Annotated in this window: 22 protein-coding genes and 4 tRNA genes; 13 read left to right on the top strand and 13 right to left on the bottom strand. The window is 60.2% G+C overall.

Annotated elements, in window-relative coordinates:
- Window positions 1-21: 21 nt before the first annotated feature.
- The 5 genes from pilB to yacG are packed head-to-tail and all read left to right on the top strand — an operon-like array spanning window position 22 to window position 4,633.
- Window positions 22-1,722, top strand: a complete 1,701-nt coding sequence (pilB, locus tag AC0J41_RS22130) for a type IV-A pilus assembly ATPase PilB (RefSeq protein WP_473013617.1) — start codon at window positions 22-24, stop codon at window positions 1,720-1,722.
- A gap of 2 nt (window positions 1,723-1,724) precedes the next feature.
- The gene (locus AC0J41_RS22135) at window positions 1,725-2,942 is read left to right on the top strand and encodes a type II secretion system F family protein (protein ID WP_473013618.1); all 1,218 of its coding nucleotides are present in this window, start codon (window positions 1,725-1,727) and stop codon (window positions 2,940-2,942) included.
- A gap of 1 nt (window position 2,943) precedes the next feature.
- On the top strand, window positions 2,944-3,816 hold the full coding sequence (locus AC0J41_RS22140) for a prepilin peptidase (RefSeq protein WP_473013619.1): 873 nt from the start codon (window positions 2,944-2,946) through the stop codon (window positions 3,814-3,816).
- Window positions 3,813-4,436 carry a dephospho-CoA kinase gene (gene coaE, locus AC0J41_RS22145; protein WP_025108809.1) on the top strand — a complete coding sequence of 208 codons (624 nt, stop codon included), beginning with the start codon at window positions 3,813-3,815 and terminating at the stop codon, window positions 4,434-4,436. Before AC0J41_RS22140 ends, coaE begins: the two co-directional genes overlap by 4 nt.
- Window positions 4,433-4,633, top strand: coding sequence for a DNA gyrase inhibitor YacG (yacG, locus tag AC0J41_RS22150; RefSeq protein ID WP_025108808.1), 201 nt, complete (start codon window positions 4,433-4,435; stop codon window positions 4,631-4,633). Before coaE ends, yacG begins: the two co-directional genes overlap by 4 nt.
- A 6-nt stretch (window positions 4,634-4,639) precedes the next feature.
- Here yacG and AC0J41_RS22155 read toward each other — a convergent pair whose 3' ends face one another.
- On the bottom strand, window positions 4,640-4,855 hold the full coding sequence (locus AC0J41_RS22155) for a hypothetical protein (protein WP_007909901.1): 216 nt from the start codon (window positions 4,853-4,855) through the stop codon (window positions 4,640-4,642).
- Between the two features lie 65 nt (window positions 4,856-4,920).
- Window positions 4,921-5,610 carry an energy-coupling factor ABC transporter permease gene (locus tag AC0J41_RS22160; RefSeq protein WP_473013620.1) on the bottom strand — a complete coding sequence of 230 codons (690 nt, stop codon included), beginning with the start codon at window positions 5,608-5,610 and terminating at the stop codon, window positions 4,921-4,923.
- Between the two features lie 118 nt (window positions 5,611-5,728).
- On the opposite strand from AC0J41_RS22160, the gene AC0J41_RS22165 reads away from it, so the two are divergent.
- The 4 genes from AC0J41_RS22165 to AC0J41_RS22180 all read left to right on the top strand — a co-directional run bounded on the left by AC0J41_RS22165 (window position 5,729) and on the right by AC0J41_RS22180 (window position 8,466).
- On the top strand, window positions 5,729-6,355 hold the full coding sequence (locus tag AC0J41_RS22165; protein WP_025108806.1) for a DUF1780 domain-containing protein: 627 nt from the start codon (window positions 5,729-5,731) through the stop codon (window positions 6,353-6,355).
- The gene (locus AC0J41_RS22170; protein WP_025108805.1) at window positions 6,352-6,879 is read left to right on the top strand and encodes an MOSC domain-containing protein; all 528 of its coding nucleotides are present in this window, start codon (window positions 6,352-6,354) and stop codon (window positions 6,877-6,879) included. Before AC0J41_RS22165 ends, AC0J41_RS22170 begins: the two co-directional genes overlap by 4 nt.
- 51 nt (window positions 6,880-6,930) lie before the next feature.
- On the top strand, window positions 6,931-7,104 hold the full coding sequence (locus tag AC0J41_RS22175; RefSeq protein ID WP_003228304.1) for a DUF3094 family protein: 174 nt from the start codon (window positions 6,931-6,933) through the stop codon (window positions 7,102-7,104).
- A 63-nt stretch (window positions 7,105-7,167) separates the two neighbouring features.
- On the top strand, window positions 7,168-8,466 hold the full coding sequence (locus tag AC0J41_RS22180; protein WP_473013621.1) for an NAD(P)/FAD-dependent oxidoreductase: 1,299 nt from the start codon (window positions 7,168-7,170) through the stop codon (window positions 8,464-8,466).
- Between the two features lie 178 nt (window positions 8,467-8,644).
- Here the strand turns inward: AC0J41_RS22180 and AC0J41_RS22185 are convergent.
- The 7 genes from AC0J41_RS22185 to rluD all read right to left on the bottom strand — a co-directional run bounded on the left by AC0J41_RS22185 (window position 8,645) and on the right by rluD (window position 13,735).
- Window positions 8,645-8,721: transfer RNA gene (locus AC0J41_RS22185), tRNA-Pro, on the bottom strand.
- A 97-nt stretch (window positions 8,722-8,818) separates the two neighbouring features.
- Window positions 8,819-8,894: transfer RNA gene (locus tag AC0J41_RS22190), tRNA-Lys, on the bottom strand.
- 5 nt (window positions 8,895-8,899) lie between these two features.
- A tRNA-Pro gene (locus AC0J41_RS22195) sits at window positions 8,900-8,976 on the bottom strand.
- Window positions 8,977-8,985: 9 nt separating this feature from the next.
- Window positions 8,986-9,061, bottom strand: a tRNA-Asn gene (locus AC0J41_RS22200).
- A 296-nt stretch (window positions 9,062-9,357) separates the two neighbouring features.
- Window positions 9,358-11,922 (bottom strand): ATP-dependent chaperone ClpB, encoded by a 2,565-nt coding sequence (gene clpB, locus AC0J41_RS22205; RefSeq protein WP_473013622.1) that lies wholly within the window; start codon window positions 11,920-11,922, stop codon window positions 9,358-9,360.
- A gap of 131 nt (window positions 11,923-12,053) precedes the next feature.
- Complete coding sequence (pgeF, locus tag AC0J41_RS22210; RefSeq protein ID WP_473013623.1) at window positions 12,054-12,776, bottom strand: peptidoglycan editing factor PgeF; 723 nt, start codon at window positions 12,774-12,776, stop codon at window positions 12,054-12,056.
- Window positions 12,773-13,735, bottom strand: a complete 963-nt coding sequence (rluD, locus tag AC0J41_RS22215) for a 23S rRNA pseudouridine(1911/1915/1917) synthase RluD (RefSeq protein ID WP_473013624.1) — start codon at window positions 13,733-13,735, stop codon at window positions 12,773-12,775. Before rluD ends, pgeF begins: the two co-directional genes overlap by 4 nt.
- Before the next feature lie 151 nt (window positions 13,736-13,886).
- On the opposite strand from rluD, the gene AC0J41_RS22220 reads away from it, so the two are divergent.
- From AC0J41_RS22220 to AC0J41_RS22235, 4 genes are all read left to right on the top strand, one after another.
- Entirely contained in the window at window positions 13,887-14,906 is a 1,020-nt protein-coding gene (locus AC0J41_RS22220) for an outer membrane protein assembly factor BamD (RefSeq protein ID WP_025108800.1), read from the top strand.
- 125 nt (window positions 14,907-15,031) lie between these two features.
- Window positions 15,032-15,265 (top strand): PP0621 family protein, encoded by a 234-nt coding sequence (locus AC0J41_RS22225; protein ID WP_025108799.1) that lies wholly within the window; start codon window positions 15,032-15,034, stop codon window positions 15,263-15,265.
- Window positions 15,255-16,844 carry a sensor histidine kinase gene (locus AC0J41_RS22230; RefSeq protein WP_025108798.1) on the top strand — a complete coding sequence of 530 codons (1,590 nt, stop codon included), beginning with the start codon at window positions 15,255-15,257 and terminating at the stop codon, window positions 16,842-16,844. The genes AC0J41_RS22225 and AC0J41_RS22230 overlap by 11 nt, the downstream gene beginning before the upstream one ends.
- The gene (locus AC0J41_RS22235; protein ID WP_473013625.1) at window positions 16,841-18,187 is read left to right on the top strand and encodes a sigma-54-dependent transcriptional regulator; all 1,347 of its coding nucleotides are present in this window, start codon (window positions 16,841-16,843) and stop codon (window positions 18,185-18,187) included. The genes AC0J41_RS22230 and AC0J41_RS22235 overlap by 4 nt, the downstream gene beginning before the upstream one ends.
- A gap of 115 nt (window positions 18,188-18,302) precedes the next feature.
- Here AC0J41_RS22235 and thiO read toward each other — a convergent pair whose 3' ends face one another.
- Genes thiO through AC0J41_RS22255 form a run of 4 tightly spaced genes read right to left on the bottom strand, consistent with a single transcriptional unit; the run spans window position 18,303 to window position 23,424 of the window.
- Window positions 18,303-19,403, bottom strand: coding sequence for a glycine oxidase ThiO (gene thiO, locus AC0J41_RS22240; protein WP_025108796.1), 1,101 nt, complete (start codon window positions 19,401-19,403; stop codon window positions 18,303-18,305).
- Window positions 19,404-19,460: 57 nt separating this feature from the next.
- The gene (locus tag AC0J41_RS22245) at window positions 19,461-19,862 is read right to left on the bottom strand and encodes a type IV pilin protein (protein WP_473013626.1); all 402 of its coding nucleotides are present in this window, start codon (window positions 19,860-19,862) and stop codon (window positions 19,461-19,463) included.
- Window positions 19,863-19,877: 15 nt separating this feature from the next.
- Window positions 19,878-22,958: a pilus assembly protein gene (locus AC0J41_RS22250; protein ID WP_473013627.1), complete on the bottom strand. Its 3,081-nt coding sequence runs from the start codon at window positions 22,956-22,958 to the stop codon at window positions 19,878-19,880.
- Window positions 22,945-23,424 carry a pilus assembly PilX family protein gene (locus AC0J41_RS22255; RefSeq protein WP_025108793.1) on the bottom strand — a complete coding sequence of 160 codons (480 nt, stop codon included), beginning with the start codon at window positions 23,422-23,424 and terminating at the stop codon, window positions 22,945-22,947. Before AC0J41_RS22255 ends, AC0J41_RS22250 begins: the two co-directional genes overlap by 14 nt.
- Window positions 23,425-23,427: the final 3 nt, after the last annotated feature.

Consider the following 23,427-nt stretch of genomic DNA (forward strand, 5'->3'; position numbering starts at 1 on the left):
CAGCAAGCGTGCGGAATCCCCATGAATGACATCGCTCTGAGCGGTCTGGCCAAGCAACTGGTCCAGGCCGAACTGCTTACGGAAAAAAGCGCCCAGCAGGCCTGGCAACAGGCGCAGCGCAATCGCCTGTCGCTGGTCAGCTACCTGGTACAGAACAAACTGGTGAAGAGCTCACAGGTGGCCGAGATTGCCTCCGAGCATTTCGGCATGGCGTTCATGGACCTCAATGGCCTGGACAAGGAGACCCAGCCCAAAGGCCTGGTCAGTGAGAAGCTGGTACGTCAGCACCACGCCCTGCCCTTGTGGCGGCGCGGCAACAAGCTGTTCGTGGGCATTTCCGACCCGAGCAATCACCAGGCGATCAATGACATCCAGTTCAGCACCGGGTTGAGCACCGAAGCCATCCTGGTAGAAGACGACAAGCTCACCGACGCCATCGAGAAATTTTTCGACACCCACACCAGCGGCCTGGAAGAGATGGCCGACGTCGACCTCGACGGCGTGGATGTCGAGTCGATGGACGACAACCGACAGGATCCGATCGGCGGACTCGATGCCGATGACGCCCCGGTAGTGCGTTTCGTGCACAAGATGCTGCTGGACGCGATCAAGAGTGGCTCATCCGACCTGCACTTCGAACCCTACGAAAAAAACTACCGGGTGCGGGTGCGCACCGACGGCATCCTGCGCGAAGTCGCAAAGCCGCCGATCCAGCTGGCCGGCCGTATCGCTGCACGCCTGAAGGTCATGGCCAGCCTCGACATCTCGGAACGACGCAAACCTCAGGACGGGCGAATCAAGATGCGCCTGTCGAAGAGCAAGTCGATCGACTTCCGGGTCAACACCCTGCCGACCCTGTGGGGCGAAAAAGTGGTAATCCGGATTCTCGACCCGTCCAGCGCACAGATCGGCATTGATGCCCTGGGTTACGAGCCGGCACAGAAAGACCTGTACATGGCCGCGCTCAAGCAGCCGCAGGGGATGATTCTGGTGACCGGCCCGACCGGGTCGGGGAAAACCGTGTCGCTGTACACCGGGCTCAATATTCTCAATACCGTGGACATCAACATTTCCACCGCCGAAGACCCGGTGGAGATCAACATGGAAGGCATCAACCAGGTCAACGTCAATCCCCGACAGGGGCTGGATTTCGCCCAGGCCCTGCGTTCGTTCCTGCGGCAGGACCCGGACGTGATCATGGTCGGCGAAATCCGCGACCTGGAAACCGCCGAGATAGCGATCAAGGCCGCGCAGACCGGCCACCTCGTGTTGTCCACGCTGCACACCAACAGCGCCGCCGAAACCCTGACCCGCCTGCACAACATGGGCATCCCCGGGTTCAACATCGCCACCTCGGTAAGTCTGATCATCGCCCAGCGCCTGGCGCGCAAGCTGTGCAGTCACTGCAAGAAACCGATCGAGATCCCCCGCGAAACACTGATCAAGGAGGGTTTTCCCGAGGAACAGATCGGCAGTTTCACGATCTATGAGCCGGTCGGTTGCGACCTCTGCAACGGCGGCTACAAGGGACGCGTGGGGATTTATGAAGTGGTGAAAAACACCCCCGAGCTGCAACGGCTGATCATGGCCGAAGGCAACTCGCTGCAAATCGACAGCCAGATGCGTCGCGACGGTTTCGACGACCTGCGCACCTCAGGCCTGCACAAGGCCATGCAAGGCATCACCAGCCTGGAAGAAATCAACCGGGTCACCAAGGACTGAACATGGCGGTCAAGGCAGCGAAAATCAGCATCTACGCCTGGGAAGGCACAGACCGCAAAGGCAGCAAGGTCACTGGCGAATTGAGCGGGCAGAACCCCGCGCTGATCAAGGCCCAGCTACGCAAGCAAGGGATCAACCCCGGCAAGGTGTGCAAAAAATCTGCCTCCTTGCTGAGTTTTGGCAAACGCATCAAGGCCCAGGACATCGCGCTGTTCACCCGCCAGATGGCGACCATGATGAAGGCCGGTGTGCCGCTACTGCAGTCGTTCGACATCATTGGCGAAGGCTTCGACAACCCGGCGATGCGCAAACTGGTGGACGAGGTGAAGCAGGAAGTCGCCGCCGGCAACAGCTTCGCCACCGCCCTGCGCAAGAAACCGCAGTATTTTGATGAGCTGTATTGCAACCTGGTGGATGCCGGCGAGCAGTCCGGCGCGCTCGACACGTTGCTGGAGCGGGTCGCGACCTATAAAGAAAAAAGCGAAGCGCTGAAGGCCAAGATCAAGAAAGCCATGACCTACCCCACCGCCGTGGTGCTGGTGGCGATGGTGGTCACCGGGATTTTGCTGGTGAAGGTGGTGCCGCAGTTTCAGGCGGTGTTTTCCGGCTTCGGCGCGGAGCTGCCCGCCTTCACGCTGATGGTGATCAGCATCTCCGAATTCATGCAGCAATGGTGGTGGGCGGTGCTTGGCGCACTGGTTGGCGTATTTTTCGGTACACGTCACGCGCTGAAAAAATCCCAGGCATTGCGCGACCGCAAAGACACCTGGCTACTGAAACTGCCGCTGGTGGGCACACTGATGTACAAGTCGGCGGTGGCGCGATTCGCCCGCACCCTGTCGACCACCTTCGCCGCTGGCGTGCCACTGGTGGAGGCGCTGGATTCGGTGGCCGGGGCCACCGGCAACGTGGTGTTCAAGCGCGCGGTGCTGCGCATCCGGCAGGACGTCGCCACCGGCATGCAACTGAATTTTTCGATGCGCAGCACCGGGGTGTTTCCCAACATGGCGGTGCAGATGACCGCCATCGGCGAGGAGTCCGGTGCGCTGGATGACATGCTCGACAAGGTTGCCGGTTTTTATGAGGGTGAAGTGGATAACATGGTCGACAACCTCACCAGCCTGATGGAGCCTTTCATCATGGTGGTGCTCGGTGTCATCGTCGGCGGTCTGGTCGTGGCCATGTATCTGCCGATCTTCCAACTCGGCTCAGCGATCTGACATGCCTATCGACGAACTTTTCAGTCTGTATCCGCTGGCCTTTGTATTCACCGCACTGTTGCTGGGTCTGGTGGTCGGCAGTTTTCTCAACGTGCTGGTCTGGCGTCTGCCGAAAATGCTCGAACGCGATTGGCGCCAGCAGGCACAGGACGTCCTCGGCCTACCAGGCGATACGCCGCTGCCGACCTACAACCTGATGCTGCCGCACTCCGAATGCCCACACTGCGGCCACCGGATTCGTGCGTGGGAGAACATTCCGCTGCTCAGCTATCTGCTCCTGCGCGGGCGCTGTTCGGCGTGCAGCGCTCCCATCAGCAAACGTTATCCCCTGACCGAACTGGCCTGCGGCCTGCTCTCGGCATTCGTCGCCTGGCATCTGGGTTTCGGCTGGCCGGCCGGTCTGTTGATCGTCCTCACCTGGGGGCTGCTGGCGATGAGCCTGATCGACACCGAACATCAACTGCTGCCCGATGTGCTGGTGCTGCCGTTGCTATGGCTGGGTTTGATCGTCAACAGTTTCGGACTGTTCGTCTCGTTGCACGCAGCACTGTGGGGCGCAGTGGCCGGTTATATGGCGTTGTGGTCGGTGTTCTGGCTGTTCAAATTGCTGACCGGCAAGGACGGCATCGGCCATGGTGATTTCAAGCTGCTGGCGCTGCTTGGAGCCTGGGGCGGCTGGCAGATCCTGCCGCTGACAATCCTGCTGTCATCGCTCGTGGGCGCGGTTGTCGGGGTGATTCTGCTACGTCTGCGCGAGCAGAAAACCTCGACGCCGATCCCCTTCGGCCCCTATCTGGCAATTGCCGGCTGGATTGCCTTGCTCTGGGGTGGTCAAATAACCGACTTCTATTGGCAGTTTGTCGGTTTGAAATGAATACCCCTGTGGAAAAACCCTGGATCCTCGGCCTGACCGGCGGCATCGGCAGCGGCAAAAGCGCTGCGGCCCAGCACTTCATCGACCTCGGAATCCATGTGGTCGATGCCGACCATGCGGCGCGCTGGGTGGTCGAGCCGGGGCGTCCGGCGCTGGCGAAGATTGCCGAGCACTTCGGCCAGGACGTGTTGCAGGCTGACGGCACGCTGAACCGCGCCGCCCTGCGCCAACTGATCTTTGAAGTACCGGAGCAACGTCGCTGGCTCGAAGCCTTGCTGCATCCGTTGATCGCCGAGGAAATCGCCCATCACCTGGCGCTGGCAAAATCGCCTTACGCGATCCTGGTTTCGCCACTGTTGATCGAATCCGGGCAATACGCGATGACCCAACGCATCCTGGTGATAGACGCCCCGCAACAACTGCAGATCGAACGCACCTTGCAGCGTGACCAGACCAGCGAACAGCAGGTCCAGGCGATCCTCAAGGCCCAGTCAAGCCGCGAAGACCGCGTGAGCCGTGCCGACGATGTGGTGGTCAACGACCGCGACCTCGCCTGGCTGCACAGCGAAGTCGAACGTCTGCATCACTTTTACCTGACTTTATCCGGAGGCCAGTCATGAGCCCGATCCCGACCGTAGAATGCCCAACCTGTGGCGCTCCCGTGGAATTTATCCCCGAGAACACGTTTCGCCCGTTCTGCTCCGACCGCTGCAAACTGATCGACCTCGGCGCCTGGGCGTCCGAAGAGCACAAGATTCCGGTGGCCCCGGATGCCGAAGACGAAATGTTCTCCGGCGATTTCGACCCGCGCCACTGATCACAATCAGGGCCGCATGAAGCCGTAGTCCTGATCGTCGTCGAGGTTTTCCGCGAGAAAACGCAACTCGTCGGCCAGGTCTTCGGCGTTGCGCACGGCCTTGCTCTGTTGCACCACCGCACTGAGCAAGGCGCGCAGGCTCAGGCCCGGATCGAAGCCCACCTCCTGTGCCATGTCCAGACTCTGCCGCGTTTCCTGCCTCGCCCACTCATACACACTCATGCCACTGCTCCTGAAGGGATTTGGCCGAGCATGAAATGCCACGAGGGGGGCGGATTTGATGTGGATCAAGACTTGGGATCGTCGTCCTTCCAGGGCGCCGAAAGGTAGCGGGTGCGGTTGAACGTTTCCAGCCACTCGGGGCTGAACACCACCAGCGCGCTGATCACCATGCCGTTGATAAACGCCTCGGGAAAGATCAGCAGCCACAGATAGCCAATGAAGTCTTCCAGCCATTCCGGCATCGCGAACAAGCCGTCGTACCAGAGCAGGCCGAGGCTCAGCACCAGACACAACAATGCCGACAACGCCGCCGCAAAGAATCCGGAACAGAAGATATACACAAACGGATTACGCGGCTGGGCGCGTTCGACTACGATCGCCACGCATTCGGTGATCAACACCGGCAACAGGACCAGCAGCGTACCGTTGACCCCGAGCGCCACCAGATCCTGACGACCGAGCAATACCAGCCCGAGCTGCGCCACCAGGCCACCGACAATCGCCAGCGGCCAGTCCAGCAGCAGCGTCACCGCAGTCATGCCGATGAAGTGGTAAGAAACCCCGGTGTCGAAATCCCTGCGCACCATCCACAGCAGGAACAACGCGAACACGGTGCCGAACAGCAAATGTTGCCGACGACTGTCACTGAACAACTCGACCCACGGCGCGCGCCAGATCGCCCAGACCAGCACTGGCAGGTAAATCAGCCAACCGAGCGTCAGGCTCATGGATGACAACAGTTCGGCACCGATCATCTTTCCCTCATTTTTTCCGTGGGTTTATATCCTTCGTCGCAGTCTACACCGCCGCCCTGAGAGCATCAGCCGATGCAACGCTTACTGTTTGTCGCATTTGAACGCTAAGCTTGGGCTTATGGATGACTCAGATTATTTACGCCTGCTGACCATCGCGGCCGAGCAAGCCAACGCGTTCCTGTCCAATGCCCGCAAGTGGGAGCGTGAGCGTTGGGTCTGCCAACGCCTGCTGCAAGGCTTGAACATTCCCTACCGCGTCGATGAGTTCGCGCCCGCTGGCGAGCCGCCGGACGTGCTGTTTCGCGACGCCAACTTCGAGGTGTTCTTCGTCCTCGATGAGGGGCGGCGGCTCAACGACGAATGGCGCGACGAACTGCAGCGGCGGCGCAGCGCGTTTTCTCTCAGCCAGTTGGTGCGTCGTGAAGCCAAGCCACGGCGGATCCCGGCCAACGAGTTTCTGTTGCGACTGGCCCCGACCTTGCGCAAAAAGGCGCATAACTACAAAGAGCGTGGCATGGACCTGGGTGAGCTGGACATCATTGCCTTCGCCAGCCTCAAGCGTGAAGTGCTGGACCTCAACAGCCATTTCCCGCCGCCAACCGAATATCTGCGCCAGGGCTGGCGTTCGCTGTCGCTGGTCGGCCCGACCTTCGCCCGGGTGCTGTTTGCCCATCCTGATGCGCCGGACTTCCTGCGCAGCAACCTGGGGCGCAGCATCGTCTTCGATGTCGGGATCAGCCTGTGACGCCGCTGCAGCAGTTGATTGCCGACGTACCGCAGACCGGCCGTGTGCGCTGGATCGGCGTACGCCCGGAGTCCCGTGGCCCGATGCTCGAACTCGATGCCGTCGAGGCGCGGCTCGAAGCCGGACTGACTGGCGATCACGCCCGCCCGGGGGTGCGTAACGCGCGGCAAGTGACACTGATTCAGTTCGAACACCTGGCGGTCATCAATGCGCTGCTGGGCCGGTCTGAAGATCAACCCGTGAGGCCTGAAGATCTGCGTCGCAATCTCGTCATCAGCGGTATCAATCTGTTTAGTCTCAAGGGTCGACGCTTTCGCATTGGCCAGGCGATTTTCGAGACTACCGGCTGGTGTCAGCCCTGCGCGCGCCTGCAAAACAACCTCGGCCCCGGCACCTTTCAAGCGGTGCGCGGGCATGGCGGAATTACCGCGCGAGTGTTACAAAGCGGGATCATTCGCCTCGACGACGGTGTTTCTGTCGAACCGGTTCCGACCAGTGGCTATGCTGCGTTCAACCCGGGATAAAAACCGCTGTAGCTTCCCAACCTTCAGCAACGTCTACCTGACGAGGCCTTTATGACCAGCCGCCTGAACCCCGAAGACCAGAAACATGTCGAAGAGTACCTGCAGTTGTCCCAACACCGTGTCGAGCGCCGGCCTTTCCGGCCGTGGATGCTCCTGGTGCTGGTGCTGGCAGTGACCATTGGTCTGGGCCTGCTGAGCCGACTTATCAGTTACCTGACGCTATGAGCTGCCTCGCGCTCGCTCGGGTAACCGCACCGATTTCCTTTAAAAACCTTGCGAGTTATCCCCATGTCTCATCGTATTGTTATTGTCGGCGGCGGCGCCGGCGGTCTGGAGTTGGCTACCCGTCTGGGTAAGACCCTGGGCAAACGCGGCACCGCCAGTGTGATGCTGGTTGACGCGAACCTGACGCACATCTGGAAACCACTGCTGCACGAAGTGGCCGCCGGATCGCTGAACTCTTCCGAAGACGAACTCAACTATGTTGCCCAGGCGAAATGGAACCACTTCGAGTTCCAGTTGGGGCGCATGAGCGGGCTTGATCGCGCGCAGAAAAAAATCCAGTTGGCGGCCACCTACGACGAGAACGGCATAGAACTGGTCCCGGCCCGTGAAGTGCCGTACGACACGCTGGTCATCAGCGTCGGCAGCACCACCAACGACTTTGGCACCCAGGGTGCAGCGCAACACTGCCTGTTCCTCGACACCCGCAAACAGGCCGAGCGTTTCCACCAGCAACTGCTCAACCACTACCTGCGCGCCCACGCCGGGCAGACCGATGTGGTCGAGCAGATCAGCGTGGCCATCGTCGGTGCCGGCGCCACTGGCGTCGAGCTGGCGGCAGAACTGCACAACGCCGCGCACGAGCTGGCGGCCTACGGTCTGGACCGAATCAAACCGGAAAACATGCACATCACCCTGATCGAAGCCGGTCCACGGGTGCTGCCAGCCCTGCCGGAGCGCATCAGCGGCCCGGTGCACAAGACGCTGGAGAAACTCGGGGTCAATGTGATGACCAACGCGTCGGTCAGCGAAGTGACCGCCGACAGCCTGATCACCGCCGATGGCAACGAGATCAAGGCCAGTCTGAAAGTCTGGGCAGCGGGTATTCGTGCGCCAGGTTTCCTCAAGGACATCGACGGCCTGGAAACCAACCGTATCAATCAGTTGCAGGTGCTGCCGACGCTGCAGACCACCCGCGACGAAAACATCTTCGCCTTCGGCGACTGCGCCGCGTGCCCGCAACCGGGTTCGGACCGAAACGTCCCGCCACGTGCGCAAGCCGCGCATCAACAGGCTTCTCTGCTCGCCAAATCGCTGAAACTGCGCATCGAGGGCAAATCCCTGCCGGAGTACAAGTACACCGACTACGGATCGCTGATTTCGCTGTCACGTTTTTCAGCTGTGGGTAACTTGATGGGCAACCTGACCGGCAGCGTGATGCTTGAGGGCTGGCTGGCGCGGATGTTCTATGTGTCGCTGTACCGCATGCACCAGATGGCGCTGTACGGGCCATTCCGCACGGCGATGCTGATGCTGGGCAGCAAGATCGGTCGCGGGACCGAGCCACGCCTGAAGCTGCACTGATTGGCGTAAACCCTGTAGGAGTGAGCCTGCTCGCGATTGCGGTGGGTCAGTCAATTCATTCATGACTGATACACCGCTTTCACGAGCAAGCCCGTTCCCACATTTGTTTCTGCGGTGCAGTTCAATATTTCGCAGGCAAAAAAAATCCCCGTATCTTTCGATACGAGGATTTTTAATATGGTCGGGGTAAGGGGATTCGAACTCCTGACATCCTGCTCCCAAAGCAGGCGCGCTACCGGACTGCGCTATACCCCGGTAAAAAAAAGGCGACCTTTCAAAGATCGCCTTCTTCGATCAGCGCTTTTGGCCTCTGATCTTAAGATTCGATCCCAGCGCTAACTGGTTTCAAAAATGGTGGGTCGTGTGGGATTCGAACCTACGACCAATTGGTTAAAAGCCAACTGCTCTACCAACTGAGCTAACGACCCAAAAATGGTCGGGGTAAGGGGATTCGAACTCCTGACATCCTGCTCCCAAAGCAGGCGCGCTACCGGACTGCGCTATACCCCGGCTTGAAATTGGCTCCGTGACCAGGACTCGAACCTGGGACCCAATGATTAACAGTCATTTGCTCTACCGACTGAGCTATCACGGAACTACATATTTCAATTTACAACTGTGAAACTTACTGCATCTAGCCACTCGTTCGCATCGCTGCGTTCGTGTGTCTGAGGCGCGCTATTCTACAACCTAGAACACCTCTGTCAACCCCCTAAATTGCTTTCAAGTTAATGATTTGCAACTTATTTCAGTTTTCAACCCAGTGAGTTGAAACGCTGCCGGTGACTGACTGCGGGGCGCACTTTACAAGCCTTTTCCTTAGAGTTCAACAGCCTAACGAAAAAAAGGCCTCGCAAAGCGAGGCCTTCCTTATTTCATTGGCTTTGCCGCTCAGCCGAAAACGATTTCGTCGTTCACCACTTTGCCGGTTGCCGTGTCGCCAGGCATGAAATGCCCTGACAGGATCAACTGCGCCAACGGGTTTTCGATCCAGCGCTGGATCGCACGCTTGAGTGGACGTGCGCCATAAACCGGGTCGTAACCCACAGCGATCAACTTGTCCATCGCTTCCGGGCTCAGCTCCAGCTTCAGCTCGCGCTCGGCCAGACGGCTGCGCAGACGGCCCAGCTGGATCTCGGTAATGCCTGCGATCTGATCCCGCGCCAAAGGCTCGAAGATCACCACCTCGTCGACCCGGTTGATGAACTCGGGGCGGAAGTGACTGGTCAGCGCATCCATCACCGCTGCACGCTGCGCCTCACGGTCACCGACCAATTCCTGGATCTGCGACGATCCGAGGTTCGAGGTCATGACGATCACGGTGTTGCGGAAGTCCACCGTACGTCCGTGACTGTCAGTCAGTCGACCATCCTCGAGCACTTGCAGCAGAATGTTGAATACATCCGGGTGCGCCTTCTCGACCTCGTCCAGCAGGATCACCGAGTACGGCTTGCGGCGTACCGCTTCGGTCAGGTAACCCCCCTCCTCGTAGCCCACGTAGCCTGGTGGTGCACCGATCAGCCGCGCCACGGAATGTTTCTCCATGAACTCGGACATGTCGATCCGCACCATCGCCTCTTCAGTATCAAAGAGGAATTCGGCCAGAGCCTTGCACAACTCGGTTTTACCGACACCGGTCGGGCCGAGGAACATGAACGAACCGCTCGGACGATTCGGGTCCGCCAACCCGGCACGGGAACGCCGTACGGCGTTGGCCACGGCCACTACCGCTTCGTCCTGGCCGATCACGCGCTGGTGCAACAGGCTTTCCATCTTCATCAGCTTGTCGCGCTCGCCTTCGAGCATTTTCGATACCGGAATGCCGGTCCACTTCGAAACGACTTCGGCGATTTCCTCTTCGGTCACCTTGCTGCGCAACAACTGGTTTTCGCTCTTGCCGTGCTGATCGACCATTTGCAGGCTGCGCTCCAGGTCCGGGATCACCCCGTACTGCAATTCAGCCATGCGGTTGAGGTCGCCTTTACGGCGTGCGGCTTCCAGTTCCTGACGCGACTGTTCGATCTTCTGCTGAATCTGTGCAGAACCCTGCACCTCGGCTTTTTCCGAGTTCCAGATTTCTTCCAGATCCGAGTATTCACGCTCGAGGCGGACAATTTCTTCCTGAAGTTTTTCCAGGCGCTTCATTGCCGCTTCATCGCTTTCTTTCTTCAGTGCCTGGGATTCCACCTTCAACTGAATCAGGCGGCGCTCCAGACGATCCAGCACTTCCGGCTTGGAGTCGATCTCCATGCGGATACGGCTGGCGGCCTCGTCGATCAGGTCGATGGCCTTGTCCGGCAACTGCCGGTCAGTGATGTAGCGATGGCTGAGCTTGGCCGCTGCGATGATCGCGCCGTCAGTGATCGCCACCTTGTGGTGAACCTCGTAACGCTCTTTGAGGCCACGCAGGATGGCGATGGTGTCTTCTTCGCTCGGCTCGTCCACCAGGACTTTCTGGAAGCGTCGCTCGAGGGCCGCGTCCTTCTCTATATATTGGCGGTACTCGTTGAGCGTGGTCGCGCCGACACAGTGCAGCTCACCGCGCGCCAGTGCCGGTTTGAGCATGTTGCCGGCATCCATCGAGCCTTCGCCTTTACCGGCGCCGACCATGGTGTGCAGTTCGTCGATGAACAGAATGATCTGCCCTTCCTGCTTCGACAGCTCGTTGAGCAGCGCCTTGAGGCGTTCTTCGAACTCACCGCGATACTTGGCACCGGCAATCAACGCGCCCATGTCCAGCGACAGCAGACGCTTGCCCTTGAGGCCGTCCGGCACTTCGCCGTTGATGATGCGCTGAGCCAGCCCCTCGGCAATCGCGGTTTTACCCACACCTGGCTCGCCGATCAGCACCGGGTTGTTCTTGGTGCGACGTTGCAGAACCTGAATGGTGCGACGGATTTCGTCGTCACGACCGATCACCGGATCGAGCTTGCCGTCTTCGGCACGCTTGGTCAGGTCAACGGTGTATTTATCCAGCGCCTGACGCGACTCTTCGTGGTTGGCGTCATTAACCGCTTCGCCGCCACGCAGATTGTTGATCGCGTTCTCCAGGGCCTTTTTGCTCACACCCTGACCGAGCAGCAACTTGCCGAGTTTGCTGTTCTCGTCCATCGCCGCGAGCAACACCAGCTCACTGGAAATGAACTGGTCGCCCTTCTGCTGGGCCAATCGGTCGGCCTGATTGAGCAGGCGCGCCAGATCCTGCGACATGTTGACGTCGCCGGTCGGGTTCTGGATTTTCGGTAATTGGTCGAGTTCTTTGGTCAGCTCTTTGCGCAGGCTGTTGACGTCGAAACCCACCTGCATCAGCAGAGGCTTGATCGAACCACCCTGCTGTTCAAGCATGGCTTGCATCAAATGCGCCGGCTCGATGGCCGGATGATCGTGGCCGACGGCCAGGGATTGGGCGTCGGACAAGGCTAACTGTAATTTACTGGTTAAACGGTCTATACGCATGGGTCACCTTCCTTTTGAGCAGGCCGGACCTAAAAAACCATCCTGAATAAAGAAACCTGCCAGATACCGCTATAGATGCGGTCGATTCTGGAAGATTCAAGCGTCGGAGAGTTGATTCAGGTCAGGCAAGTCTAGCGGGTGAGCCAGATCAGGGAGGCGAAACGGCCGGTGCGCGACGCACGGCGATAAGAGAAGAAGCGTGGATCGGTCACGGTGCAGAAACCACCGCCATAAACAGCAGTGACACCCCGTGCAGCCAGACGCAGGCGCGCCAGCAGGTAGATGTCGGCCATGAACTTGCCAGCATTGTGGCTTGGGACGAAGGCGGATGCCGCTTCAGCGAGTTGATTGACGAAGACTTCCCGTACTTCCGGGCCGACTTCAAAGGCTTTCGGGCCGATGGCCGGACCGAGCCAGACCAGTACTTCTGCAGCGGGAACATCCAATGTGTCGAGCGTGGCTTCGAGCACGCCGGCCGCCAACCCGCGCCAACCGGCATGAGCCGCCGCCACGCGAGTGCCTGCACGATCGCAGAACAATGCCGGCAAGCAATCTGCCGTCATCGCAGCGCAGGCAACGCCCGGGGTGTCCGTCCAACTGGCGTCGGCGGTGGCAACCACGCCCGGATCAGCATGGGCCACGGCAATCCCGTGCACTTGCTGCAACCAGGCAGGCTGTATAGAGAAGTAATCGGTCAGACGCCGGCGATTCTCGGCCACAGCCTCTGGACGATCATCAACATGATCGCCCAGATTGAGGCTGTCGAACGGCGCCTCGCTGACACCGCCCTCGCGGGTGGTGACACAGGCCTTGACGCTGGCCGGCGCGGGCCAGTCCGGCGTCAGCCAGTTCATCCGATGAATGCCTCGCGATCCTGCTTTAGCAGGGTCAGCAGCCAGACGAAGTCTTCTGGCAGCGGCGATTCCCAGCTCATGCGCTCACCGGTCGTCGGATGATCCAGTTCGAGGAAGCGCGCGTGCAGGGCCTGACGCGGGAAATGCTTGAGCGATTCGACCATCGTCGGGTTCGCCGCCGGCGGAATGCGGAAACGACCGCCGTACGCCGGATCGCCGACCAACGGGAAGTTGATGTGCGACATGTGCACACGGATCTGGTGGGTGCGACCGGTTTCCAGTTTCACCCGCACATGGGTGTGCGAACGGAAACGCTCCAGCACGCGGTAGTGGCTGACGGCAGGCTTGCCGCCTTCCATCACCGCCATGCGCTGGCGCTGCTGGCCGTGACGACCGATCGGGGCGTTGATCTTGCCACCGGCCGTCACCACACCGATCACGATGCACTCGTAGATCCGGCTCACGCTGCGACTCTGCAATTGAGTAACCAGCTTGGTCTGCGCCTGAATGGTCTTGGCCACCACCATCAGACCGGTGGTGTCCTTGTCCAGACGATGCACGATACCGGCGCGCGGGACATTGATAATGTCCGGCACGTGGTGCAACAAGGCGTTGAGCAAGGTGCCATCAGCGTGGCCAGCAGCCGGGTGCACCACCAGGCCCGCAGGCTTGTTGATGACCAGGATGTCGTCGTCTTCATAGACGATGTCGAGCTGGATATCCTGGGCGATCCACTCGCCCTGGGCTTCCTGCTCGGCAGTCAGCTCAAGGATGGCACCGCCATGCACGATGTCGCGCGGGCGGATGACCGCCCCGTCCACAGTCAGGCGACCTTCTTTGATCCAGGCGGAAAGGCGCGAGCGTGAGTGCTCAGCGAAGAGTTGGGCGGCGACTTGATCGAGGCGTTGGCCGCCCAAATCGGACGGCACCTCTGCGCGAAGTTCAATTTTATCGGACATGCTCTGACTGGGCGTCGGCACAGCCTTTGGTTTCGGCTGCGCGCTTGTGGTTAAATACGGCGTCTTTTGCCCCGAGGCTTTTCAACGGGGCGCTCATCATAACAGGACGGCCCCGCCCAAGACAGCGGCCGTCATAGGGACGCAAGCCGCCATGCAAGTGAAACACCTGCTGCTGATCGCCATCCTCGCATTGACCGCTGCTTGCTCATCGAAGGAAGTCGTAGACGAAAACCTGAGCGAAGCCGAGCTGTACCAGCAGGCTCAGACCGATCTGGACAACAACAGCTATACCAGCGCCACAGCCAAGCTGAAGGCTCTGGAGTCGCGCTATCCGTTCGGTCGCTACGCGGATCAGGCACAGCTTGAACTGATTTATGCCAACTATAAAAACTCCGAGCCGGAAGCTGCCAAGTCCGCCGCCGAGCGTTTTATCCGTTTGCACCCACAGCACCCGAACGTGGACTACGCCTACTACCTCAAGGGCCTGACCTCGTTCGACCAGGACGTCGGCCTGCTGGCGCGCTTCCTGCCGCTGGACATGACCAAGCGTGACCCGGGCGCCGCTCGCGACTCGTACAACGAGTTCGCCCAGCTGACCAGCCGCTACCCGAACAGCCGCTACGCGCCGGACGCCAAGCAGCGCATGATTTACCTGCGCAACCTGCTGGCGGCCTACGAAATCCACGTAGCGGACTACTACCTGACCCGTCAGGCGTACGTGGCTGCCGCCAACCGTGGCCGTTACGTAGTAGAAAACTTCCAGGAAACGCCATCGGTCGGCGACGGCCTGGCAGTAATGACCGAGGCTTACCAGCGTCTGCACCTGGACGAACTGGCTGCCACCAGTCTGGAAACCCTGAAGCTCAACTACCCGAACCATCCAAGCCTGAAAGACGGTCAGTTCGTGCCTTCGGTTGCCGAAGCCGACAACCGCTCGTGGCTGAGCAAGGCCACTCTGGGCCTGATCGAATCGCGTCCACCGCTGCCGCCGGGAGAAACCCGCGCCAACCAGGACGTGCAGAAGCAGTTCCAGGACGCCAAAGACGCGATCCCGAACGAGCTCAAGCCTAAAGACGACAATGGCGAAGTGATCGAAGAAGAACATCAAGCGGCCGGCAACAACGACGACCGTTCGTGGTTCAGCTACATGACCTTCGGCGTGTTCGACTGATCACACCGGCAACACAAAAAGGGAGATCTGCGGATCTCCCTTTTTTATGGCTGCGCGTTAATAGTCTGTGCGCCTGCCGGCTCCTTGGCTAAACTGCCGAATCATTAGCCGAAAAGCCGCTCATCATGCTTCGTTTACTGTTCTGGATTGTCCTGATTTTCGCTGCGGTCTGGCTGTGGCGCAAATTCAAGGCGCCCGCCTCGTCTGCACAACCGCCGCGCGAGCAAGACGCGGCGCCGATGGTGCGTTGCGCTCATTGCGGCGTGCACCTGCCCCGCGACCGCGCCCTGAACCTTCAGCAACAGTGGTATTGCAGCCAGGCTCACCTTGAGCAAGGCCCGGGTGCCAGTGATCGCTGAGGCCGCCAACGCCGACAGCAAACAGGCCCAGCGCCTGCTGCGCCTTTATCATCTCTACCGTTTAAGCGTCGGCATCACACTGGTGCTGCTGATCTCCAGCAATATGGACAACCGCCTGCTGACGTCGGCCGACGACGATCTGCTGCGCAGCGGCAGCTGGTTGTATCTGGTGTTGAACATCCTGCTGGTAGTGTTTCTGGAGAACACCCGGCGTCCGGCGCAACTGTTCAGCCTGGCGCTGGTGGATGTCCTGCTGCTGTGCGGCTTGTTCTACGCGGCGGGTGGGGTGGCCAGCGCGATCGGCAACCTGCTGATTGTTTCGGTAGCGATTGCCAACACCCTGCTACGCCGGCGCATCGGCCTGTTGATTGCCGCCATCGGCGCGCTAGGAATTGTCGGCTCAAGCTTCCTGCTGAGTTTCAGCCATCCCCTGAGCGCCAATGACTACCTGCAAGCCGGCACTCTTGGTGCCTTGTGCTTTGCGGCGTCGTTGCTGGTCCAGGGCCTGGTTCGGCGCCTGGAAGTCAGCGAGCACCTCGCCGAACAGCGCGCCAGCGAAGTCATCAGCCTCGAAGCCCTCAATGCCCTGATCCTGCAACGCATGCGCACCGGCATTCTGGTGCTCGACGAACAACGCCGGGTGCAACTGGCCAACCACAGCGCCAAAAGCCTGCTGTCCCAGTCGCACCTTGAAGGCCATCTGATCGACGACTACTCCAGCGCGCTGGTCGATCGCCTGCAGTTGTGGATGAACAATCCGACCCTGCGCCCGCAGAGCCTGAAGATTCCCGGCAACGGCCTGGAGCTGCAACCGAACTTCATCGCCCTCGACCAGAGCCCCAACCAGCAAACCCTGGTGTTCCTCGAAGATCTGGCGCAGGTCGCGCAGCAGGCCCAGCAGCTCAAGCTCGCCGCTCTCGGGCGCCTGACCGCCGGCATCTCCCATGAAATCCGCAATCCGCTGGGCGCTATCAGCCACGCCGCGCAGCTATTGGCTGAGTCCGAGGAACTCGACAGCGCGGATCGGCGTCTGACGCAGATCATTCAAGACCACTCCCAGCGCATGAACCGAGTCATCGAAAACGTTCTGCAACTGTCACGTCGCCAGCAGAGTGCCCCGCAACGGCTGGATCTCAAGCCGTGGCTGGAACAGTTCGTCGCCGAGAGCCACGAACAGGCGACTGATCGGCAGTTGATTCATTTGCGGATCAATTCCGGGGACTTCGTCACGCTGATGGACCCTGGCCAGCTCACGCAAATTCTCGACAACCTGTTACGCAATGGCTGGCGCCACAGCGCCCTGCTGCACGATCCGGCCGAAGTCTGGCTGGCGCTGTTCATCGATCCTGACAGCCAGCTGGCAGTGCTCGAAGTCCAGGACAATGGCCCCGGCGTACCATTGGATCAGCAACCGCATCTGTTCGAACCGTTCTTCACCACCAGCAGCCAAGGCACCGGCCTTGGGCTTTATCTGTCCCGTGAGCTGTGCGAAAGCAACCAGGCGCGCCTAGACTTCAAACCACGCCAAGGCGGCGGCTGCTTTCGCATCACCTTTGCTCACGGACGGAAACAAAGTTGAACACGAGCCCACGGCAAAAAATCCTTATCGTCGACGACGAGCCGGATATCCGCGAACTCCTGGAAATCACCCTGGGACGGATGAAACTCGACACCTTCAGTGCACGCAATCTCAGCGAAGCCCAGGCGCTGTTGCAGCGCAATGCGTTTGACCTGTGCCTGACCGACATGCGCCTGCCGGACGGCACGGGGCTGGAACTGGTGCAGCACATCCAGCAACGCTATCCGCAAGTGCCGGTGGCGATGATCACTGCATACGGCAGTCTGGAAACCGCGATCAACGCCTTGAAGGCCGGAGCCTTCGACTTCCTCACCAAACCGGTTGATCTCACCCGCCTGCGCGAGCTGGTCAACACCGCGCTGCGCATGCCTGTCGCCGGCGGCAACGTCACCTCGATCGACCGACGGCTGCTGGGTGACTCGCAACCGATGCGCAACCTGCGTAAACAGATCGACAAGCTCGCCCGTAGCCAGGCACCGGTGTACATCAGCGGCGAATCCGGCAGCGGCAAAGAGCTGGTCGCGCGGCTGATCCACGAACAGGGACCGCGCAACAATCAGCCGTTCGTGCCGGTCAACTGTGGGGCGATTCCGTCGGAGCTGATGGAAAGCGAGTTTTTCGGCCATCGCAAAGGCAGCTTCACCGGCGCCATGGAAGACAAACCAGGCCTGTTTCAAGCCGCACAGGGCGGCACCCTGTTTCTCGACGAAGTGGCGGATCTGCCGCTGTCGATGCAAGTCAAACTGCTGCGGGCGATTCAGGAAAAAGCCGTTCGCAGCGTTGGCGGCCAGCAGGAAACCGTGGTCGATGTGCGCATTCTTTGCGCAACCCACAAGGATCTGGACGCGGAAGTCGCCGCCGAACGCTTTCGCCAGGACCTGTATTACCGGTTGAACGTGATCGAACTGCGCGTGCCTTCCTTGCGCGAACGGCGCGACGACATTGAGGTACTGGCCGCGCACATGCTCCAGCGTCTGGCCAGCGGTAGCGGCCAACTGGCAGCACGCCTGCACCCACAAGCACTTGAAGCGCTAAAGAGTTACCGCTTTCCGGGGAATGTGCGGGAACTGGAGAACGTCCTCGAACGTGCGCACACGCTGTGCGAAAACCAAATAATCGAGGCCGAAGACTTGCGCCTGAGCGAAGGCAGTTGCGCGGTAGAGGGCGGCATTGCCGATCTGACACAGATCGACAACCTTGAGGATTATCTGGAGAACGTCGAGCGCAAGCTGATTCTGCAAGCGCTGGAGGAGACTCGCTGGAACCGCACGGCGGCGGCGCAGCGGCTGAGTCTTTCGTTTCGGTCGATGCGTTATCGGCTGAAGAAACTCGGTCTGGATTGAGGGCCAGTTCGCGAGCAAGCCCGCTCCCACATTGAATTTTGTGAACGACAAAGATCCACTGTGGGAGCGAGCCTGCTCGCGAAAGCGGTCTGCCAGGCTCAACAGAAATACCTGACTACATGCGGCCCTCTGGCGCATACGGCGCAGGATCAATAATCGGCGCGCGCCCCAGCATCACATCGGCGAACAACTGGCACGACGCCGGCGCCAGCACCAGCCCGTTGCGGTAATGCCCGCAGTTCAGCCACAGGCCATCAAAGCCCGGCACTCGCCCGATGTAAGGAATCCCCTCCGGTGAACCCGGGCGCAAACCGGCCCAATGCCCCACCACCTCGGCATCCGCCAGCGCTGGCAGCAACTCGACCGCCGAAGCCTTGAGACTCTCCAGCGCCACATCGGTCGGCGTCTTGTCGAAGCCTTCATGCTCCAGCGTACTGCCGATCAGGATGTGCCCGTCTCGGCGTGGAATGGCATAACGCCCCTTGGCCAGAACCATGCTCGGCAGAAAATCCGCCGCACATTTGTAGAGAATCATCTGGCCTTTGACCGGTTCGACCGGCAGCGTCAGGCCGAGCGTCTTGAGCAGATCGCCGCTCCACGCACCAGCAGTCAGTACAACCTGATCGCCGTTGATCAGGCCCTTGGACGTCTCAACGCCAACCACGCGCCCGCCTTCACGGACAAACCCGCTGACCTCGCATTGCTCGTGAAGGGTCACGTTAGGCAGTGCCTGCAATGCCGCTTTCAGCGACTTCACCAGCCGTGGGTTTCTGACGTTGGCCACATCAGCCATGTAGATCGCCCGTGAGAACCCGCCGCCCAGCACCGGGACGGCGTCATGTGCCGCCGAGATATCCACAGCCCGCAGCGGACGCTGCTCCCGTTCGGCCCAGGCCAGTGCGTCGGCTTCATCGTCCAGGTCCAGCCAGTACAGGCCAGTGGTGTGCACTTCGGGATCAACGCCGGTATCAGCAAACAATCGCTCGCCGAGCTGTGGATAAAAGTCCTGAGACCAATGCGCCAGCGCGGTGACCGCCGGGCTGTAGCGCCACGGGTACAGCGGGGAAACGATGCCACCTCCGGCCCAGGACGATTCCTGGCCGACGCTCGAGCGATCCAGCAGCACCACGCTGCGCACTTCGGAGGCGAGGTTGTAGGCGGTCAGCAGGCCAATCACCCCGCCACCGACAATCACCACTTGCTGTTGCCTGGTCATGTTTGATCCAACCGTAAAAAAGACAGTGGGCGCAAAAGGCGCCTGAAAGAAAGTACCTCAGCGGCCCCAGCAATCCTTGGTGGTCAGCCCGGTGGTAGCGTTGTTCATGCTTCTGACGCCGGTGTTGGTCAGGGTGAAGTCCCCACACTTGTCGGTCGCCATGGTCGTGCCAGTCTTGCGGGTGGCGGTCAGCAGGAAGGTCTGGTCAGCGATCGTCGGAGTGATGGTGTAGAAGTCATTGCCCGTGCTCAAACCGGTAATGCCGGTGTAGACGTTGCTCTTGGTATAGAAGCGTTCAAGGATCTGCGCCTGCTCCGAGAGCAGCGAGACCACCTCGGCGCGACGGCCCTTTTTCAGGTACTCGGTGTAGCTCGGTGCAGCGATGGTGATGATGATCCCGATGATCGCAATCACGATCATGATTTCGATCAAGGTGAAGCCTCGGTTGAATCTGCGCATGCCTCAAACTCTCACTTACTGTATTTGTCGCCACATGATACGACGGCTGCCACCGCCACCCTTTTCTACCAGAGTGGTGATGTTGCCGCTGGAATCGTTGACTATCTTGCGCGTCGCGCCATTGACGATGGCATTCAGGGTTGGAATGCCGCCCGTAAATATCACACCACTGGAAATCGTGTCGTTACTGTCGACCACACCATCCCCGTTAGTATCGAGCACCGCGTAGTTGAGCATCTTACCGCCGAACGCATCGAGTTCGACCAGTTTGCCCGTACCGAAACTGGCACACGGGTCGGTGGTGTCAACACCCGCAGTGGTGAACAAAATGCGTCCGAGCACCAGGCTGGCCTGATTGATCACCCGCTCACCGACCAACGCGTTGTTATACACGAGCGGCAGATACCACCCCTTCTCTGCCGGATAGGTCGTGTCGTTCTGAGTGGTCGTGGCAAATTGTCCTGAACTACCGGTGAACACCCCGGTCACCGCCTGCGCCTGCAGACTGCTGACGGTCAGTTGGCCGGAACCGCCGTCGGCGTCCCACACCGAATAAAACGCCTGCAGATCCTTGTTGGTCTTGTCGGCTGTTTCGTTGAATTTTCCGGTGCCGACGAATACCTGTTTGCCCCCCAGCGCATTGTCCGCCAACAGCGGCTGCGCCGTGATCGGCTGAGTCGCCCCGCCGGCCGTGGTGAACAACGGCTTGCCGGAAAATGCCACACCCCAGCTGTCGGTCGTGGTCGCGCTGAGGTCGAATTTCCACAAGCGCCCTTTCAAATCTCCACCGTAGGCAGCCTGCACCACGTTCGAGGAGTTGACCTTGAGCTTGACCGACGACAGGCCATTGGTGGTTTCGGTGCTGTCGATCACGATTTTCTTGATCAGCGAACCGTCACGCACATCCAGCACATACAACGCCGCCACGCCCGAGTTGCTGCCATAACCATTGGCGATGAACGCTGCCCAGCGTCCGTCGGCCAAGCGTGCCACTTCCGGCCGTGCATAGGCGTAACCCAGATCATTAAAGGCATTGGCAATGTTGGCGGTGGCGGGTGCGCTGACCTCCCACAGGGCACTGAGCACATTGCCGGCCGAGGCGTCGAAAAGCTGCAGTGCATAGAAGGTCTTGCCGCCGGCACCGGAGCCACCAATGGCCAGGGTTTTCCAGGCGTTATTGAGTTGCGCGTCATACACAGCGACCTGACCGTCCACCAGAAACTTGTGGCTGACGCCGTTGATGTAAGCAGGGTCGGCAATCAGCCGCAGCGACGGCAGCACACTGGAAGGCATGTAGGCATAGCGCCGGGTGCCGTTGGCCGAGTTGATCACGTTGACGAAGCCGTCATTGGCATTCACCACCAGGCTGGGGTTCATGTTTGCCGCTTTGGTGGTCAGGTAAGTGGTGTAGGTGGTGTCACCCGACAGGTCGGAAGCGGTTTTGTCGCTGGGCGAAGCCAGCACCAGCGGCGAGTTGATGATGTCTCCGAGCAATACGCTGCGCACCCTCAGGCCGCTCTTGTTGGTGCCCTTGCTCCACTCCACCAGATCACTGCCGCTGATGCCGGAGGGCAGGCTCTGACTGAGCGAGGTCTGCTGGGCAGCAGAAAAGTTGCCGTAGGCCAGGGTTATGGCGGTGTTGCTGGTGGTGTTCCACGCTTGATAGATCGGCGCAGTGGCGCCCGGAACGATGGTGGTGTCGGTGGTCCACAAGGCTACCGAAGTATTCACCACGCCGGCCGCGGTGAAACCGAAGGATTTGATCGTGCCACGCCAGTCCTTGGGGTCGTAGCTGGTCTGGAAATAACTGGTGCCACTGGCCAGCGTGGTGCCGCTGGTAACGCCACTACCACCTGAGCCGGCCTTGGAGGTGATGTCGCTCAGCGCCGAGGACAGTGCGGTATTGAGGCCAGTGCTGTCGGTCGCCTGGTAATACTTGCCTTGCCCATAGCTGGCGGCATCCGAGAGCATGTCGTTGTCGGCCGTGAACCCGACGGTGTAGGTGTTCATGTTCTGTTTGGGAAAATCCGCCGAGCTCCAGCTCTTGCCGGCGAGGTCAGTGCCTGTCGAACGCATGTCGATGTCGAACGCGAACTTGGCGATGTCATCCAGGTACAACGTGTCCCCTTCGTTGTCGCCATTGAGGTTGTTGCCGTCATTGTTGATGCCATCCCAGTTCGGCAGACGACTGCCGCCCAGCGGGTCGTTACTCGGAAAGGTGCGGTCGTAGGTCGGCAGGCCGTCGGTGATCACCACGCCGTAGTTTTTCTGGCAGCGGTACTGGATCGGACTGGTGTAAGTGGTTGGTGTGCTGTTGTAGTAGGGCGCCATGCCGCGCATGTAGCGGGTGATTTCATAATAGGTTTCCGCCAGCGGCGTATTGGCCACTGCACCCAGCGCGTTGATCGAAGAAATCAGAGCGTTGTAGTTGGCGTCGGCCTGCGCCTGGGTCACGCTGCCGGAGACCGGCGACAGGTCGCTGATGGCACGGGCGATATAACCGCCATTGCCGGGGTTGTTGCTGGTCACCGGATTGAAGGTCGACAGGCCGATGCGCAAGGTACGGTTACTGGCGACCAGCGCGTTGGACACATTGCGCGCGACGTTGATCCGGTAGTCATTGGGGATCGAGCCCGTGGTGAAGTCGCGGTTGCTGCCATTCGCCAACCCGACCAGATAGGCGATGTAGTCACCGGTGTAGCGCGTGTTGCCGCTGCCGACCGGGTCCGGCAGCTTCAGGCACTGCGGCACCAGGCTGTTGTTGTAGAAGGCAAAGGCGCCGCCGGAGCAACCAGCGGTCGGCAGATTCGAGAGAAACACCGGGTCCCCGGTGATGGCCGTCGAACTCAGGCACAGCCCGAGCAAGGCGTTACATTGCCGGGCTGGTGTGCGAGTGACGGTCGGATCGAATCCCGTCGCGTAAATGATGCTGTTCATACTGCCGGAGTCGTCGATCAACAACATCACGTTGGGTGGAACCGCCGCTGCACTCAGGAGTGGCGAATCAGACGGGGTGAACGCATACGCCGGCGCCGCCAGATACAACCCCAGCAGCAGGCCCGTCAACAGAGTCCAGCAGCGCTCAATACTTCGCATAGACACTCTCCACCACACTGCGCGAAGTGCCGGCGATACCGACCGCGGTGACCCGATACAGCGTGGCCGAGGTGTTGCTCGGCACGTTCACCGCCGTCAGGGTGGTGCCGATGTTCTGTACACCATAGAAGCCGTTGCCGGCGGCGATCCACGTCACCCCCGAGGTCGAGTTGAGCCCTGCTGCGCTGACCAGCGAAGACTCGGCCGGCGGCGCACATTGTGTGGCGTTGGCGCACACCGCCAGCGAATAACTGTCGAGCTGCACCGCACTTTCCCCGATACGCAGCGCGGCCTCGGCGGTCTGGAATGACTGATTGCGCAAACTGACACTGCCGGCCATTTTTTCCTGCAGGTTGGCGCTCTGCATCGACGACAGCCCGACCAGTGTCAGCAATAACAGGAACACCAGACTGACCAGCAGCACCATGCCGCGTTGCGCTTGCCTCTGGTGCAAAGAAATCCTCATCGT

The sequence above is a fragment of the Pseudomonas sp. Arb-4-2C genome, assembly GCF_055755015.1.